Genomic DNA, 16,209 nt, shown 5'->3' on the forward strand with positions numbered 1-16,209 from the left:
TCGCCGCCTGATGCAACTCCGGAACACCGGCAGCAGGAAGCGCCCCCGCGACCGCAGCTACACGTGGAGCGCTTGTCCGAGCGCCTTGAAGGCGGCCTCCTGGAACGCTTCGCTTCTGGTGGGATGAGCGTGGATCGTGCCCGCGACATCCTCCAGACGCGCGCCCATCTCGATCGCGAGACCAAAGGCCGCCGAGAGTTCGGAGACACCCTGCCCGACTGCCTGGATGCCGAGCACCAGATGGTTGTCGGCCCGCGCAACGACACGCACGAATCCCTCCTCGGCGACCATCGTCATGGCCCGCCCGTTCGCAGAGAAGGGAAAGAGCCCCACGCGGAGCTCAACGCCGGTCTTCTGAGCCTCGTCGGGAGACATGCCGACCGCGACGATCTCGGGATCGGTGAAGCAGACGGCCGGAATGGCCCGCTTGTCCCAGACGCGCCTGTGGCCGGCGACGATCTCGGCCACCATCTCACCCTGCGCGCTCGCGCGGTGAGCCAGCATCGGCTCGCCGGTCACGTCGCCGATGGCATAGATGCCCCGCATCGAGGTCTGGCATTTCTCATCGATGCGGATGAAAGGGCCATCCATGTCGAGGACGAGCTCCTCCATGCCCCAACCTCGCGTCACCGGCCTGCGGCCGACCGTGACGAGTATCCTGTCCGCCGCGAGCGACACCTCAGAACCGCTCGCCGTTTCCACCAGCAGCGTGCCGCCCGCTTTCGTCAGCCCCTTCGCTTTCGCTCCCGTCATCACCTCGATGCCGAGAGCCTGCAGTCTCTTGCTCACCGGGCGCGTCAGCTCTGCGTCGTATTGCGGCAGGATGCGGGGCTGCGCCTCGACAATGGTGACCTTCGCGCCGAGTTTGGAAAACGCGGTGCCCAGTTCCAGCCCGATATATCCGCCCCCGATGACGATGAGCCGTTCCGGAACCTCCATCAGGGAGAGCGCCTCCGTGGACGAAATGACCGCGCCGCCGAAAGGCAGGCCGGGAAGCTCCACGGGAGCCGATCCCGTCGCGATCACGATTGTCTCGGCGCGGATGACCTGGCGGCCCGTTTCCGTGTCCACCTCGACCGTCTTGCCGTCGCGAAAGCGCGCCTGTCCGTGGACCATCTTGACCTTGGCCCGCTTGAGCAAGGCGGAAACGCCGCTGGTGAGACGGCCGACGATGGTGTCCTTCCAGGCGACGGTCCTGGACAGATCGATCGCGGGCTGCTGCGTTGTAATGCCCAGAGCGTTTCGTCCGGAGGCGAGATGAGTGATCCTGTCGTATTCCTCTGCCGCGTGGATGAGCGCCTTCGACGGGATGCAGCCCACGTTGAGGCAGGTTCCGCCGGGCTTGTTCGCATCGACGATCACCGTGTCGAGTCCGAGCTGACCGGCGCGGATGGCGCAGACATAGCCGCCGGGTCCGGCCCCGATGACGAGGAGCTTGCAGGAAATATCCTTCATCGGCGTCAGGCCTCCACGAAGATCATCGCGGGCGTCTCGAGCAGGGTCTTGATGCGCTGCACGAACACCGCCGCGTCCCATCCGTCGATGACGCGATGATCGAAACTCGACGACAGGTTCATCATCTTGCGGGGGATGAAGGTCGAGCCGTCCCAGACGGGGCGCACCGCGATCTTGTTGACGCCGATGATGGCGACCTCCGGATGATTGATCACCGGCGTCGTGACGATGCCGCCCATGGGCCCCAGGGACGTGATGGTGATGGTCGACCCGCTCAGTTCCTCACGGGTGGCAAGACCGGCCTTCGCGGCCTCGGCGACACGATTCAGCTCCATGGCGCAGCCCCAGAGATCGCGCGCCTCGGCGTGCCGGACGACCGGCACCATGAGGCCCGATCCGGTCTGCGTCGCAATACCGATATGAACGCCCCCATGCTGATGCACGACGCCGGACTCGTCGTCGTAGATCGCGTTCAGATGCGGCTGTTCGCCGATCGCCTTCACCATGGCGCGCATCACGAAAGGCAGAAGGGTGAGCTTGGGCCGGTCGGCTCGCTTGTTCGCGTTGAGCGCGGCCCGAAGATCCTCGAGCGCCGTCACGTCGACTTCCTCCACATAGGTGATGTGCGGAATGCGCGACTTCGCGATGGTCATCTTCTCCGCAATCCTGCGGCGCAGACCGACCACCTTGATGTGCTGAACCGACGTGTCGGGAGCGAGCCCCGGCGCCCTCGCGACCTGCGGGCCATGGGTCAGGAATGCGTCGAGATCCTCGTGAGTGATACGGCCGCCGGGACCGGTGCCCGGAACCTGGCGCAGATCGATCCCGGCCTCGCTGGCCCTCAGCCGGACGGCCGGCGAGGCGATCGGCTTCTCGCCTTCGCCGCGCGGTCTCGTCGGCCGCGGCATCGTCGCGGCGGGTCTCTGCAGTGCCTCGACCACCTCGGCCGGGGCCTGTTGCTTCTTCTCGATGGTAGGCTTCGTGGCCTCGCCCGTTCCCTGCGTCTCGGTTTCGAGCCGTTCGGATCGGTCAAAGGCTGCGGCCGGTCCCTTCTCGGTTTCGCCACCTCTGGGAGTGGCAGTTTCATCGCTTCCCACTTTCAGGCGGATCAAGGGAGAGCCGATGGCCACCACGTCGCCGATGCCGGCGCCGAGCCACACGACCTCCCCTTCCACCGGCGACGGGATCTCGACCGTCGCCTTGTCCGTCATGACGGCCGCGAGTACGTCGTCCTCGCGAACGATGTCGCCGACATTCACGTGCCATTCGACGAGTTCGGCCTCCGCGATGCCTTCACCCACATCGGGCATCTTGATCAGGTGCTCGCCCATTCACGCCTCCATCGCCTCGACCAGGGCACGCCCGACGCGAGCGGGCCCCGGGAAGTAATCCCACTCCTGCGCGTGCGGATAGGGCGTATCCCATCCGGTCACCCGGGTGATCGGCGCTTCCAGATGGAAGAAGCAGGCCTCCTGAACCAGCGCGGCCAGTTCGGCCCCGAAGCCCGAGGTGAGCGTCGCCTCGTGGACGATCACGCAGCGGCCCGTTTTCCTGACGGACGCGGCGATCATTTCCAGATCGAGCGGGATCAAGGTGCGCAGGTCGATGATCTCCGCATCGATGCCGGTTTCATCCGCCGCCGCCTGAGCGACGTAGACCATCGTGCCGTAGGCCAGCATGGTCACCGCCGTTCCCTCGCGGACGATCGAGGCCTTGCCGAGCGGCAGGGTGAAGTGGCCGCCCGGCACCTCGCTGAGTTCGTGCTTCGACCAAGGCGTGACAGGACGCTCGTGATGGCCGTCGAAGGGGCCGTTGTAGAGCCGCTTCGGCTCCAGGAAGATCACGGGATCCGGATCTTCGATGGCGGCGATCAGGAGTCCCTTGGCGTCGTAAGGGTTCGACGGCACGACCGTCTTCAGGCCCGCCACATGCGTGAACAGCGCTTCGGGGCTCTGGCTGTGGGTCTGCCCGCCGAAGATGCCGCCGCCGGTCGGCATGCGGATGACGAGAGGACACGTGAACTCGCCGTTCGAGCGGTAACGCAGGCGCGCCGCCTCGGACACGATCTGATCGTAGGCCGGATACATGTAATCGGCGAACTGAATCTCGATGCAGGGCCGCAGACCGTAGGTCGCCATGCCGATGGCGGTTCCGACGATGCCGGATTCGCTGATCGGCGCATCGAAGCAGCGGCTCTTTCCGTACTTTTGCTGAAGGCCCGCCGTGCAGCGGAAGACGCCGCCGAAATAGCCGACATCCTCGCCGAACACGACGACCTTCTCGTCGCGGGCCATCATCACGTCCATCGCGTCACGGATGGCCTCGATCATCGTCATCCGCGCCATGGGTCACACTCCCGCCTGCTGGCGCTGACGGCGCAGATGCGGCGGCATCTCCGCGTAGACCCCGTCGAACATATCCCGCGCGGAAGGCTTTCCGCCCGCATGAAGCGTACCGTAGCTCTCGGCCTCCTTCTGAGCGGCAATCACCGTGTCGAGGATCTCCGCCTCCGTCTGCCTGTGCCGCTCGTCCGACCAGACGCCGCGCCCGATCAGGTGATTCTTCAGGCGGATGATCGGGTCGCCGAGCGGCCACGCGTCGGATTCGGTTTTGGGACGATAGGCCGACGGATCGTCCGAGGTCGAATGCGCGCCGACCCGGTAGGTCACGTATTCGATGAGGGTCGGCCCGAGATTGCGGCGCGCGCGCTCGATGGCCCATTTCGCCACCGCGTAGACGGCCAGATAATCGTTGCCGTCGACCCGAAGAGACGGAATGCCGAAGCCGAGGCCGCGCGCCGCGAATGTGCCGGCTCCGCCGCGGGCGATGCCCTGGAAGGTCGAGATCGCCCATTGGTTGTTGACGATGTTGAGCACCACCGGCGCCTTGTAGGTCGAGGCAAAGACGAGAGCGGCATGAAAATCCGATTCCGCCGTCGAGCCATCGCCGATCCAGGCGGCTGCGATCTTGGTGTCGTTGCTGATCGCCGAGGCCATCGCCCATCCGACGGCCTGCACGTATTGCGTTGCGAGATTGCCCGAGATCGTGAAGAAGCCGTGCTCCTTGGACGAGTACATGACCGGCAACTGGCGACCCTTCAGCGGATCGCGCGCATTCGAATAGACTTGGCACATCATGTCGACCATGGAATAGCCGTCCGCGATCAGCAATCCGGCCTGCCGGTAGGTCGGGAAGTTCATGTCGCCCCGCGAGAGCGCCTTGCGGAAGGCGCAGCTGATGGCCTCCTCTCCCAGATGCTGCATGTAGAAGGATGTCTTGCCCTGGCGCTGGGCGATCAGCATGCGCGCATCGAAGGTGCGCAGCGTCATCATGTGGCGCATGCCCTCGATGAGCTCCTCGTCGCTCAAGAGGCCCGCCCATGGACCGACCGCCTCCCCGTTCCGATTGAGGACGCGAATGATGGAGAAGGCGAGATCGCGGATGGTTTCCGGTTCCACGTCCACCTCGGGACGGGGAACCGCTCCTGCCTTGGGGATCTTCACGTTGGAGAAGTCCGGAGTTCCTCCCGGGCGGACCGCCGGTTCGGGAACGTGAAGGCTCAGTGGTTCGGGTTCACCCATGATGTCGCGCAGTCCCTGATGATTCATGCCCCTGCGGTTCTTCCTTCCGATATAGGCCGCTCGTGCACGGCGGACAGATGAACGTGGCGAAGAGCACTCCACATCCGATGCTCCAGCCTCTCGTTAACCATAGCCCTGACTTGAGCGCCCGTTGCGCGGAGCCCGAGGCGGCTGAGACGGTTCTCTGACAGCACGAACCCGTTCGAGGAGATGCCGATGTTCAGGAACGCCCTTCCCCTTGCCGCCCTCTCCATCCTGGTTCTCATGACCGGCGGGGAGCCGGCACGGTCCGCCAGCTTCGACTGCGCCAAGGCCGAGACGGCCGACGAGAAGGCCGTCTGCGCGGATCGCCGGTTGAACGACGAGGATGTCGAAATGTCGGTTCTCTACACGCAGCTGAAGCCCCTTCTCGGCATGGGCGCGCGCGGAGATCTGGACGATGAACAGGTCGCCTGGCTCAAGCGGCGCGCGGCCTGCAGGGATGACCGCGCCTGCTTGAGCAATGCCTATGAGGACCGGCTCCGGCAGCTGAGAGGCGGCTTCGAGGCCCTTGCCAAGCGAGGCCCCTTCTGACGTCCCGATCCCGGGCCCCGCTCAACGGGGCCTCGGGCGGCGCCGCGGCCCGGGCTGCGCTGGCTGGACGCCCCATCCTGGAACCCGGCTGGAGGGGCGTGCCCTGGCGCACGCCCCTCCAGCCGCGAAAATGCCACGGTGGCGCGTCCTACTCTCCGGCCCGATGGAGGCAACATGCGCGCCATACTCGCCCTTCTTTGTCTGTTCTGCGGCTCGCCCGACGATCTCGCGGCGGAAAGTTTCGACGCCTCCCAGGAGCCGAAGGTGGAGAAATATCGAACATTCCTCTCCGAGCTGGCGTCCTCGATCACGGCTCCCGCCGCCGAAACTCTGATCGATCTGCCCGATGGGCTCAAGGAAGCCATCGAGGCCTGGACGGGAGACCGGAGCTGATCGAATGTCTCTTCTGGCACCTGAGGCCCGCCACCTCCCGCTCAGGCCGATTTCGGGGCCCCCTCACCTCAATTCCGCGCCAGAATGCAAGGCTGGGACACCGGCCCTGGCTCCTGTCGGGCCGCGAAGGTGCCGTCATCTCATCTGTTGAAGGTAAGCCGGGTCGAACTCACCGGCGTTTTGGAGCGCCTCCCAGTCCGGAATGGTCAAAGCGCCTCCCCGCAGGACGATCAGCCCCTCGGCCCTGAGATCCTGCAGGACGCGGTTCACGTGAACGGTCGACAATCCCAGGGCATCCGCCAGCTCGTTCTGGGTCACCGGCAGGTTGTAACCATTGTCCCTGGTCAGGCCGACGGCATCCAAGCGGATCTGGAGCTCGCACAGGAGATGGGCCATCCGCTGGAAGGCGGTTCGGCGGCCGATGGAGATCATCCACTGGCGGAATATGGCAGAATCGACCAGGGTGTCGCGCCAGAAAAGATCCGCAAGGTTGGGGTAGCGCCGCAGCACATACAGCAAATTCTGGTGCGGAATCAGAGCCACGCGGCTCGCCACAAGGGTGCCGATGCTGTTGTCCATCACGACGAGATGGAGGCTCTGCAGGTCCGGGATATCGCCCGGAATATAGAACCCCATGATCTGCCGCTTGCCGTCAGGGAGGATCTTATAGCGGCAGACGAAGCCATCGAGGACAAGGCAGCAATCGGATGGGCGGTCCCCATCCTGAACAATGTCGGTATCGGCCTCGAACACCTTGGTCACGTGAGGCAGGTCCAGAACCGCCTGTCTCTCCTCGTCCGACAGTCTGCCGAGGGCCTCCAGCTTCCGGAGGAGCGGATGCTGCCCTGTCTGCGCGGCGGGTGCGAGATTCATCGAGCGCCTCCAGGCCTATCAGGCGTCGCGGGGCGACAGGCGTCGGTCACGGCGGCTGCGACAGTTGTCCCGGGCTTCGTGTCCATCGCCTTTTAACTAGAGCATCATCGCCGCGGGCTAGCGGTGGGAGGGAAACGCATTATGCCGCTCCAGCTCCCGTAGGATCAGGTCCCTGTGATCGTACCAGCAAGCGAGCGTCTCCCGTAAGGTCAGCAGATACCGCTCCGCTTCGGCGGTATCATAGCCGTCCCGCCGCATCTCCTCGACGAGGAGAGCCTGGCGCGTGACACGCCTCTCGCCCTCGACGATATCCCGCTCGGCCCTGGCGAGGTGCTCTCTTTCGGCGGCGGGATCAACCATCGGCTTGCTCATGACGGACTCTCCGCCCTCGAAGGAGGACATCTTCGACAAGCCCGGTTTCCGGTCCACCCGAACGAACGACATTCGGGATTTTCGATGGAACCGTGGCAACAGCCCATTGTTGCCTCCCAAATCAGGTCGAAATGAGGGCCGCCCATGAGCAATCGGGACATCATCGTCATTGGAGGCTCCTCGGGGGCGACGGCTCCCCTCAAGACCATTCTCGGCGCACTCCCGGCGGATCTGCCGGCCGCAATCTTCATCGTCCTGCACATCCCGGCCCGCAGCATCGGCATCCTGTCGACCGTCGCTTCAGCCGCCGGCCCCCTGCCCGTCCACCAGGCGATCGACGGAATGGCCATCGAGCCGGGAAATGTCTATCTCGCGCCCCCCGACCATCACCTCATCCTGACCGAGGGACGCGTTAAACTCGGCCGCGGCCCGCGGGAGAACTTGGCGAGGCCGGCCATCGATCCCCTCTTCCGGTCGGCGGCGGTTGCCTATGGCTCACGTGTGATCGGGGTGATCCTGAGCGGTTTTCTCAACGATGGGGCCTCCGGCCTCGAAGCCGTCAAGCGCTGCGGGGGCATCGCCATCGTCCAGGATCCGGCCGACGCCACCGCCGACGAGATGCCTCGGAGCGCCCTTGCAGCCGTGACGGTCGATCACTCGGTCCCGAGCGTCGGGCTTGGCGATGTCTTGTCCAATCTCGCCCGCGAAACGGCCGGCCCCAATCTCCCGGCTCCGCCGGAGATCCACCTGGAGGTGGCGATCGCGGCGGGAGAAAGGGTCGATTCGGAGGTCATCGGAGAATTCTCGGACCCGGCTGCGTTCACCTGCCCCGCCTGTGGAGGCGCCCTCTCGAAGATTCGAAACGCCAAGCCCCTCCGTTTCCGGTGCCAGGTCGGCCACGCGTTCACGGCCGACGTTCTGGCCAAAGAGCAGGAGGACGCCGTCGACGAGGCGCTGCGTGTCGCGTTGCGCATCATCGAGGAACGGGCCGAACTGGTCTCCCGCATGGCGGAGGACGGGCGGCGCAGCGGCCGCATGGCCGTGGCCGAGATGTACGGGGAGCGCTCCGCCGAGTACCGCCAGTACGCCGACACCCTTCGCCGGGCCGTTCTGAAATCCATGAAGCCGCTCGGAACGCAGGTCGAGGAAGGTGGGCGGACCTCGACCGAATAGGCTACCCGGCACCGGCTTTGAGAAATGGCGCGTTTCCTCTTAATATGGCAAATCCTCTCCCGAGCAGGGATATTCAACATTGGCCCCCAAAAAGAAGAACAAGAACGCGCCTCCTTCCAAGACCGTTGACGGCAGTTCCCAGAACGGAAACGCCTCCACGAAACTGATCGTTGCCGTCGGAGCGTCTGGAGCGAACAGCCAACCGGTCGAGCGCTTTCTGGCTGAGCTGGAGCCCGACAGCGCCATGACGGTCGTTCTCGTCTTTCAGCACCGGGAGGCTTTGGACGCGGAACGGCTCAGACAAAACCTGGCGGAGCGCGGGCGCCAATTGACCCTGGCGACCGATGGATGCCCCGTGGAACCCGGCAAAGTCTACTGGTCGGAGACCAACAGAATCCTGACTCTGGAGCATGGGCATTTCGTCAGCCGCACTGCTCAGGAGCCGCCAGGGGAGCGCGGGACCATCGACAGCTTTTTCGTGTCGGCCGCGCAGGATCCGGAGATCGACAATCAGGAGCGGCAGATCGTCGGCATCGTCTTCTCCGGGACCGACGGAGACGGAACGCTGGGCGTCACGGTGATCAAGGAGGCCGGCGGCCTGACCCTGGCCGAGGAGAGCGGGGAGGTCACGCCGGAGGGCATCGCCCTCACCCACGACCCCAGCGCCATCGTCGACTTCGTCCTGCCTCCCGAGCAGCTGGCGCAGCGCGTGATGCTCTATGCAAGGCACCTCGCCCGCTACAGCAAGACTGCCCGCATCGAGACCGAGGCCACCGAGATTTCAGGCGCTCTCGCGAGCGTTGCGACGATCCTGCGCAACAAGACCGGACACGACTTCCACGGCTACAAGCCGAACACGTTCCTCAGGCGCGTCCAGCGCCGTATGCAGGTGGTGCAGGCCGACACTGTCGACACGTATATCGAAGTGCTGCGGACGCAGGGAGACGAGCCCCAGAATCTCTTCAACGATCTTCTGATCGGCGTGACCCAGTTCTTTCGGGACCCCCGGGAATTCGAGCTTCTGGAAAGCCAGATCATTCCCAAGCTGTTCGAGGGGAAAACCCGCGGCGACAATCTTCGGATCTGGGTTCTCGGATGCTCCACGGGCGAGGAGGCCTATTCCATCGCCATTCTCCTGCGCGAGCACATGGCCAAGCTGGATGCCGTGCCGCATGTTCAGATTTTCGCGACCGATATCGATGGCCGCGCCCTCACGGCGGCCCGGGTCGGGCGTTATACGGAAGCTATCTCAAAGGACATGACGCCCGAGCGCCTGGCACGCTGGTTCATCAAGGAAGGCAACACGTACTGCGTGGTCAAGGAGCTGCGGGAAATGTGCATTTTCTCGCAGCACAGCGCCATCAAGGACGCGCCGTTCTCACGGCTCAACATGATTTCCTGCCGCAACCTGCTGATCTATCTCAACGCCGATCTTCAGGACCGTGTGATCCCCCTCTTCCACTTCGCCCTCCGTCCGGGCGGCTTCCTGTTTCTGGGGAATTCTGAGAACATCTCGCGTCACACGCGGCTCTTCGCCCCTGTGGATCGAGGCTTTCGCATCTTCCGGCGTCTCGAGACGACGGCCAGGATTCTGCCGGATTTCCCGTTCACCGCCGTGGACAGGCGGCCGACGGCACACCCCGCGCCGCTTCGCCCGCGCCTGATCGAAAGCGGCCTGACCCGCAAGGCCGAGAACATTGCCGAGCGCTATGCTCCTGCCTATGTGGTGACGGACGACAACTTCGACGTCCTGCATTTCTCCGGCAGGATGGGCCGCTACATCGAGCCCGCCGGCGGCGCGGCAACGCTCAACCTGTTGAGCCTCGTTCATAACGATCTGCGCCTCAACCTGCGCGCGGCCCTGACCGAGGCGGCGGAAAAGCATCAAACCGTCCAGGTCGAGGGGCTCACCATCGGTACCAACGGCGGCCAGCTGATCGCCGACATCGTCGTCGAACCCATTCGGGAGCAATCCGATTCCAGACCCGGCTACGTGGTGATCTTCAAGGACAGTCCGGCTCGTTTGCACGAGGCTGGACGCGGCGCCCCGGATGCCCCCCACCGGTATGACGAACATGTCCAGCGGCTCGAGGAGGAGCTGCGGCTCACCCGGGAACGTCTCCAGGCGACCATCGAGGAGCTGGAAAGCACGAACGAGGAGCTGAAATCCTCGAACGAGGAATACCAATCCCTGAACGAGGAACTCCAGTCGGCCAACGAGGAGCTCGAGACCTCCAAGGAAGAGCTGCAATCGGTCAACGAGGAGCTGACCACGGTCAATGGCGAGCTGGCGCATCGCGTTCAGGAGCTCGCGCGTTCCAACAGCGATCTGAAGAACCTTCTCGAGAGCACCCAGATCGCGACGGTCTTCCTCGACAACGAGCAGCGGGTGATGAACTTCACCCCCGCCGTGGCCGAGATCTTCCATCTGGTCGAAACGGATATCGGCCGGCCCATCGCCCACATCAAATCCCGCATCGCCTACGACGAGCTGCAGGAAGATGTCCGCCATGTGATGCGCACGCTCGGCAGCGTGGAGCGCGAAATCGGCGATCCGACGAGGGGAACCCGCTACATGCTCCGGGTCCTCCCCTACCGCAGCATCGACAACTATATCGGCGGCGCGGTGGTGACGTTCACGGACGTGACCCCCCTCACCCGCGCGCAACGGGCGCTGCGCGAGAGCGAGGAGCGGTTCCGCGCCATGGCGGAGCAGGTCGATGTCGGCATTGCGATGGTGGATCGGGACGGACGCGTGATCTACGTCAACGACCGCTATTGCGCGATTGTCGGACGAGCCCGCGAGCAGATCGTCGGCCATACCGTCGAGGAGCTGACATATCCCGAGGACTGGCCGTGCAACAAACCCTTGGTGGAGCGGGCGCTCTCGGGCGGCGAGCCTTTCGTGATCGAGAAGCGGCACCAGCGCCCGGATGGCTCCATCATCTGGGTGCGCAACAGCGTCAACGCTCGCCGCGACGCGAATGGGAACGTGGTGGGCGGCGTCGCCGTGGCGATCGATCTGACGGAACGCATTCGCGCCGAGAAGGCTCTGCGCGAAAGCGAGAAACGCACGAAGCGACTTCTGGCTGAGCTGCAGCACCGCGTGCGCAACACCCTGTCCGTGGTTCGGTCCATCGCGCGGAGGACCGCCGCGACGAGTGAAACCATCGACGATTACGCCATGCACCTCGAAGGGCGCATCGATTCCTTCGCCCGCACTCAGACGATGGCGACGAGATCCGCCGACAACGGCGTCAATCTTGAGGAACTCGTTCGGGACGAGCTGCTGGCGCATACGGTACAGGACGAGAAAATGGCTCACGTCCACGGCCCTCCCGTGCGCCTCAAGGCAGAGACCGCAGAGACATTGGGGCTGGCCGTGCATGAGCTGACCACCAACGCCGTCAAATATGGCGCCCTCTCCGAAAAGGGCGGCCACATCGAAGTGGTTTGGCTGATCGACGGAAATGACGGGCAGAAAAAGCTCAGGCTGGAATGGCGGGAAGAGGGAGGCTCCCCAGCCAACGTCACCCCCCGGCGGCGAGGCTTCGGCTCGGAACTGATCGAGCGGACGCTTCCTTACGAGCTTGCTGCGGAAACGGCGCTGAACTTCACGGCGGATGGCGTCCGCTGTGTCATCGAACTGCCGTTCAACGAGCAAACGGCCGTGCTGCGCCTCATGGCGGGCGCGGATGACGCCGCGACGGACGGAGAACTCCATGCGCAGGATGCGAACTCGCAAGGCTGAATGACGTGACCGACCGTCGCGCATTCCCGGCTAGAGCTGTTTCCCCTCGTGGGCATCAGCCCCTTTCCCAGCTTTGCCTTTTTTCGCATGGCGAGCCGGGCCTTCTGCACTAACCACGGCTGGGGCGAGACACCTCACTCATACGTTCTGTCGCTGACAACAGGCGTGGGAATTCTGCGAAACGTGACGCCATGTCCCGTGCGGATGATCAGGCAGTTGTGGCCTCGCGCAAACCGCGAGAGGCGTTCCTGGGCGACGTCATTCCCGCCGAAGAGGCGCTGGATATCGGCATGGGCGACCTGGAGCTGCCCTCCCCCCTCGAGAAGGTCCATTTCCGCCTGCAAGTCTGGAAGCGTGAAATTCTTGTGCATCGTCAATCCCTCACGCAGGGAGACTAAAGCACGCAGCGCCCGCGGCGATCTTGCGTTTGATCAATTTCGCGATTGGTCGTTCCATTCTGGGTCAGCGGCCGCCGGAAGGCGATCCGTGAAAGGATCGCCCTCCAGAGCCTTCTTTCTGGCGCATCGTAGGAAAAAGTGGATTCCACTTTGTACGTCCGGCGCCCTAGTCTTCGCCCATCCCACGCAGGATCTCGCGTTTGCCGGCGTGATTGGCGGGCCCGACGATACCCTCATGCTCCATGCGTTCCATGAGCGAGGCGGCGCGGTTGTAGCCGATCTGCAGCCGGCGCTGGATATAGCTCGTCGACGCCTTCTTGTGTCGAAGGACAATGCCGACGGCCTGCTCGTAGATGTCCGACGCCCCCAAGCCGATGTCGTCATCCTCGGCAGAGAGCTCCGGCGCATCCAGATCCTCCGGCTCTTCGTCATCGGCCGTCACGGCATCGAGATAGACCGGTTCGCCCTGGCGCTTGAGGTGATTGACCACCTTTTCCACTTCCTCGTCGGAGCAGAAGGGGCCGTGGACGCGGGTGATACGCCCGCCGCCGGCCATGTAGAGCATGTCACCCTGGCCGAGCAGCTGCTCGGCGCCCATCTCGCCCAGGATCGTGCGGCTGTCGATCTTGGAGGTGACCTGGAACGAGATGCGGGTCGGGAAGTTCGCCTTGATCGTGCCGGTGATCACGTCCACGGAGGGGCGTTGCGTCGCCAGGATCACGTGGATGCCGGCGGCGCGCGCCATCTGGGCCAGACGCTGGATCGCGCCCTCGATCTCCTTGCCCGCCACCATCATCAGGTCGGCCATCTCGTCCACGATCACCACAATGTAGGGAAGAGGCGTGAGATCGAGCGTAACCTCCTCGTAGACCGCCTTTCCGGTCTCCTTGTCGAAGCCCGTCTCGACCGTCCGCGTGATGGTTTCGCCCCTGGCTTGGGCCTCGCTCACGCGGGCGTTGAAGCCGTCGATGTTGCGCACGCCCAGCCGCGCCATCTTCTTGTAGCGGTCCTCCATCTCGCGCACCGCCCAGCGCAAGGCGATGATCGCCTTCTTGGGGTCGGTGACCACGGGGGTGAGCAGATGCGGGATGCCGTCATAGACGGAGAGTTCGAGCATCTTGGGATCGACCATGATCAGGCGGCACTGCTCCGGGCTGAAGCGATAAAGCAGCGACAGGATCATGGTGTTGATCGCCACCGACTTGCCCGAGCCGGTGGTGCCGGCGACCAGCAGGTGCGGCATGCGGGCGAGATCGGCGATCACCGGCTCGCCGCCGATGGTCTTGCCGAGGCAGATCGGAAGCTTCTGCGTCGAGGCCTTGAAGTCGGCCGTCTCGAGCATCTCGCGGAGATACACCGTTTCACGGGTATCGTTCGGCAGTTCGATGCCGATCGCGTTGCGGCCCGGGATCACGGCGACGCGGGCCGAAACCGCGCTCATCGAGCGGGCGATATCCTCGGAGAGAGCGATCACGCGGGAGGATTTCACCCCCGGGGCGGGCTCCAGTTCGTAGAGAGTGACGACGGGCCCTGGACGAACATGAATAACCTCGCCCTTCACACCAAAGTCGCGAATGACCTTCTCGACGCGGCCGGCCCTCTCCTCAAGGATGTCCTCCGTGAGAACGTCCCCCTCGGTCTCGGGGGGCTCTGCCAGCAGCTCGACGTCGGGGAGCTCATAGCCTGCGCTCCTCGCGCGCTCCGGAGCGCGAAACTCGATAACGCGAGCAAGGGGTGCAGGGGCAAGCGGCGCCACAACCTCGGCCGTCTCGGGGACGATATCCGTGACCGCCTCCGGAATTTCTTCGGCAGTCTTCTGCCCGATCGGAGCCGGTGCGATTTCCTCTCCATAGAGAGCCAGATAACCCGGGTCGAATGCGTCGGCAGCCGGTTCGTCCGCGATCCCCGCCTCATCGGGCGCGATATCAGCCTCATCGGGAGCGGCCGTCTCCTCGACCTCACGCCATTCGGAAACGTCGTCCGGGATCTCCTTGAATCGGGCTGGCATCTCCTCCTCGTCGGCAAAGCCGTCCTCGGGAAGGCTGTCGTCGCCGACGACGTCCGGCACCAGCAGGTCGACGGCAGACCCCGGCTCGAAAGAGGTGACGGTCCGATAAAGGCGGGACTGGAAGGCAAAGGCGCAAAAGCCCAGCCTTGAGGCTTCGACGGGAACCGGCAACCGCTGCTCGACAGCGTGGTCAGGAGTACTCTCCTCGGCAGCAGGATGGTCCTCCACCGCCTCGTCGCTCATGCTGTCGATCGGAGCTGCGCACAGCTCCGGGCTCTCGGGCTCGATCGCCGCTTCGATGGCCTCGGAGGTCGCTCCGCTGGTCGGCACCTCGGTGGTTTCAGGGCGCGGAGCCGGCGGCTCCGCCCTTTCACGTTCGGGTGCCATGGCAGCCTGTCCGGCGACGGTGGACGATTCCGCTTGAGGCGTGGGCGAAGAAAAAATGGTCGACTTGGTTTCCATGGCCGCCCGCAGCCGCTCCAGCCGCGTCCGGATCGCCTCCTCGCAGGACCGGTCGGCGGCCCGTGCGAGACGAACGGCATTCATGGCCTCGCTGGCCGGAAGCGGCACGACATTGGTCTCCGGCTGCTTTCTGATGAAACGGTCGGGAGTGCGCGTCGCCCTCACATCCTTGTCGAGCGCAAAGGCCTTCCACCAGCCGGGCTCGGTCTCCCCGGCAGACGACCAGGGCGCCTCCCACACGAATCGATCACTCCCCGATTGCGTCGAATCGGCCCGCTCGTGAATCTCCGCTCGCATTTCGGGGATTCTGCCTTCTGAACGGGCTGTCGTTGCAACGAAGTCGTTGGGCTTAAATGGCTTACGCATGAGAACTGACAAATCTGCTGGAGCTGGAAATCGACACACCGCCGGTGCGGTTCGCCGGACTTTGGCCAACACGGGTAAAGACACCGTTAGTAAGTCGAGCGATGATGCTTCTTCCGGCCTCTCTCTGGCAGAGCATGTGGCCGCCCTCCCCTCATGCGGCAGTTTTTATCTTGCAAAGGGGTGAGGATGGGGTATGTGTCGCGCCCCGCGCCGTGGCGAGAGCCGGCGAGCGCGGTTATTTTTTTCCGAACCCGCTGACGATCAGTTCCTGAGCCTTTGCCCGGGAGCGATGTCATGTCGTCGGTCGCGCCGCTCACGCCGTCACAGGTTCGAGGGGCTTGGGCCGAGACTTTGTGTTCGGCGATCCAAGAGCCTTTTGGCATTGGCGGGGCGACCTGCGGTGTTTTGGGGCTCCTCTGGAGCATATCCTTCAGTCTTCGCCGGCGGGTTTGGCCCGTTCGGCAGGTTCAGCCTGGACGATTGCTGTCGTCCGGGAGCGGATATGCTGTGTCTGGCGCCGTTCGGCCCTGGTGAACACTTGCCAATTGTTCGGAACTTCTTTCGAACGGGTGTTGACGGGGCGGTTCGGATCGGGTAGACACCCCTTCATCGGCGGCGGCCTTGGGGCTGCTGCTTCCGGCGGGCTCTTCGGGGTCTTTGGCCGGTGTCCCGGACGGGACCGCATCTTTGGTGATGCTGCTCTTTGACAAGTGAAGAAGGAAGAAGAAGCGCAGGCGGCGGTGTCCTTGCGGCGGCCCTTTGGGGCTGCTTGGAACAAGACATCGACCTTTGTCTTGCGCTTTT

At 64.4% G+C, this 16,209-nt stretch carries 13 protein-coding genes; 5 read left to right on the top strand and 8 right to left on the bottom strand.

Features of this window, described 5'->3' with window-relative positions; genetic code table 11:
- Window positions 1-57 precede the first annotated feature (57 nt).
- From lpdA to ACS5Q0_RS11760, 4 genes are read right to left on the bottom strand one after another with little or no spacing between them, the layout of a single operon-like run.
- Window positions 58-1,455, bottom strand: coding sequence for a dihydrolipoyl dehydrogenase (gene lpdA, locus ACS5Q0_RS11745; protein WP_473126811.1), 1,398 nt, complete (start codon window positions 1,453-1,455; stop codon window positions 58-60).
- Window positions 1,456-1,460: 5 nt separating this feature from the next.
- Window positions 1,461-2,786 (bottom strand): dihydrolipoamide acetyltransferase family protein, encoded by a 1,326-nt coding sequence (locus ACS5Q0_RS11750; RefSeq protein ID WP_473126812.1) that lies wholly within the window; start codon window positions 2,784-2,786, stop codon window positions 1,461-1,463.
- Window positions 2,787-3,800 (bottom strand): alpha-ketoacid dehydrogenase subunit beta, encoded by a 1,014-nt coding sequence (locus tag ACS5Q0_RS11755; RefSeq protein WP_473126813.1) that lies wholly within the window; start codon window positions 3,798-3,800, stop codon window positions 2,787-2,789.
- Between the two features lie 3 nt (window positions 3,801-3,803).
- Window positions 3,804-5,063: a thiamine pyrophosphate-dependent enzyme gene (locus tag ACS5Q0_RS11760; RefSeq protein WP_473126814.1), complete on the bottom strand. Its 1,260-nt coding sequence runs from the start codon at window positions 5,061-5,063 to the stop codon at window positions 3,804-3,806.
- Between the two features lie 189 nt (window positions 5,064-5,252).
- Between ACS5Q0_RS11760 and ACS5Q0_RS11765 the strand changes: the two genes are divergently transcribed.
- Both ACS5Q0_RS11765 and ACS5Q0_RS11770 read left to right on the top strand, forming a co-directional pair.
- Window positions 5,253-5,609, top strand: a complete 357-nt coding sequence (locus ACS5Q0_RS11765) for a lysozyme inhibitor LprI family protein (protein WP_473126815.1) — start codon at window positions 5,253-5,255, stop codon at window positions 5,607-5,609.
- A 174-nt stretch (window positions 5,610-5,783) separates the two neighbouring features.
- Window positions 5,784-6,002 carry a hypothetical protein gene (locus ACS5Q0_RS11770; RefSeq protein WP_473126816.1) on the top strand — a complete coding sequence of 73 codons (219 nt, stop codon included), beginning with the start codon at window positions 5,784-5,786 and terminating at the stop codon, window positions 6,000-6,002.
- Between the two features lie 135 nt (window positions 6,003-6,137).
- Here ACS5Q0_RS11770 and ACS5Q0_RS11775 read toward each other — a convergent pair whose 3' ends face one another.
- Together ACS5Q0_RS11775 and ACS5Q0_RS11780 are read right to left on the bottom strand one after the other, a co-directional pair.
- Window positions 6,138-6,875, bottom strand: coding sequence for a Crp/Fnr family transcriptional regulator (locus ACS5Q0_RS11775; protein WP_473126817.1), 738 nt, complete (start codon window positions 6,873-6,875; stop codon window positions 6,138-6,140).
- 117 nt (window positions 6,876-6,992) lie between these two features.
- Entirely contained in the window at window positions 6,993-7,247 is a 255-nt protein-coding gene (locus tag ACS5Q0_RS11780; RefSeq protein WP_473126818.1) for a hypothetical protein, read from the bottom strand.
- A gap of 144 nt (window positions 7,248-7,391) precedes the next feature.
- On the opposite strand from ACS5Q0_RS11780, the gene ACS5Q0_RS11785 reads away from it, so the two are divergent.
- The 3 genes from ACS5Q0_RS11785 (at window position 7,392) to ACS5Q0_RS11795 (ending at window position 12,569) form a co-directional block, all read left to right on the top strand.
- Window positions 7,392-8,420, top strand: a complete 1,029-nt coding sequence (locus ACS5Q0_RS11785) for a chemotaxis protein CheB (RefSeq protein WP_473126819.1) — start codon at window positions 7,392-7,394, stop codon at window positions 8,418-8,420.
- A 163-nt stretch (window positions 8,421-8,583) separates the two neighbouring features.
- Entirely contained in the window at window positions 8,584-12,171 is a 3,588-nt protein-coding gene (locus tag ACS5Q0_RS11790; protein WP_473126830.1) for a CheR family methyltransferase, read from the top strand.
- 191 nt (window positions 12,172-12,362) lie between these two features.
- A complete protein-coding gene (locus tag ACS5Q0_RS11795) occupies window positions 12,363-12,569 on the top strand; it encodes a hypothetical protein (protein WP_473126820.1) in 207 nt (68 codons plus the stop codon).
- A 166-nt stretch (window positions 12,570-12,735) separates the two neighbouring features.
- Here the strand turns inward: ACS5Q0_RS11795 and ACS5Q0_RS11800 are convergent, their stop codons facing one another.
- Entirely contained in the window at window positions 12,736-15,336 is a 2,601-nt protein-coding gene (locus ACS5Q0_RS11800; RefSeq protein WP_473126821.1) for a DNA translocase FtsK, read from the bottom strand.
- Between the two features lie 499 nt (window positions 15,337-15,835).
- Window positions 15,836-16,209: hypothetical protein (locus tag ACS5Q0_RS11805; RefSeq protein WP_473126822.1), on the bottom strand; the 374-nt coding region annotated here is incomplete at its 5' end.

The organism is Microvirga sp. HS2, assembly GCF_055792805.1.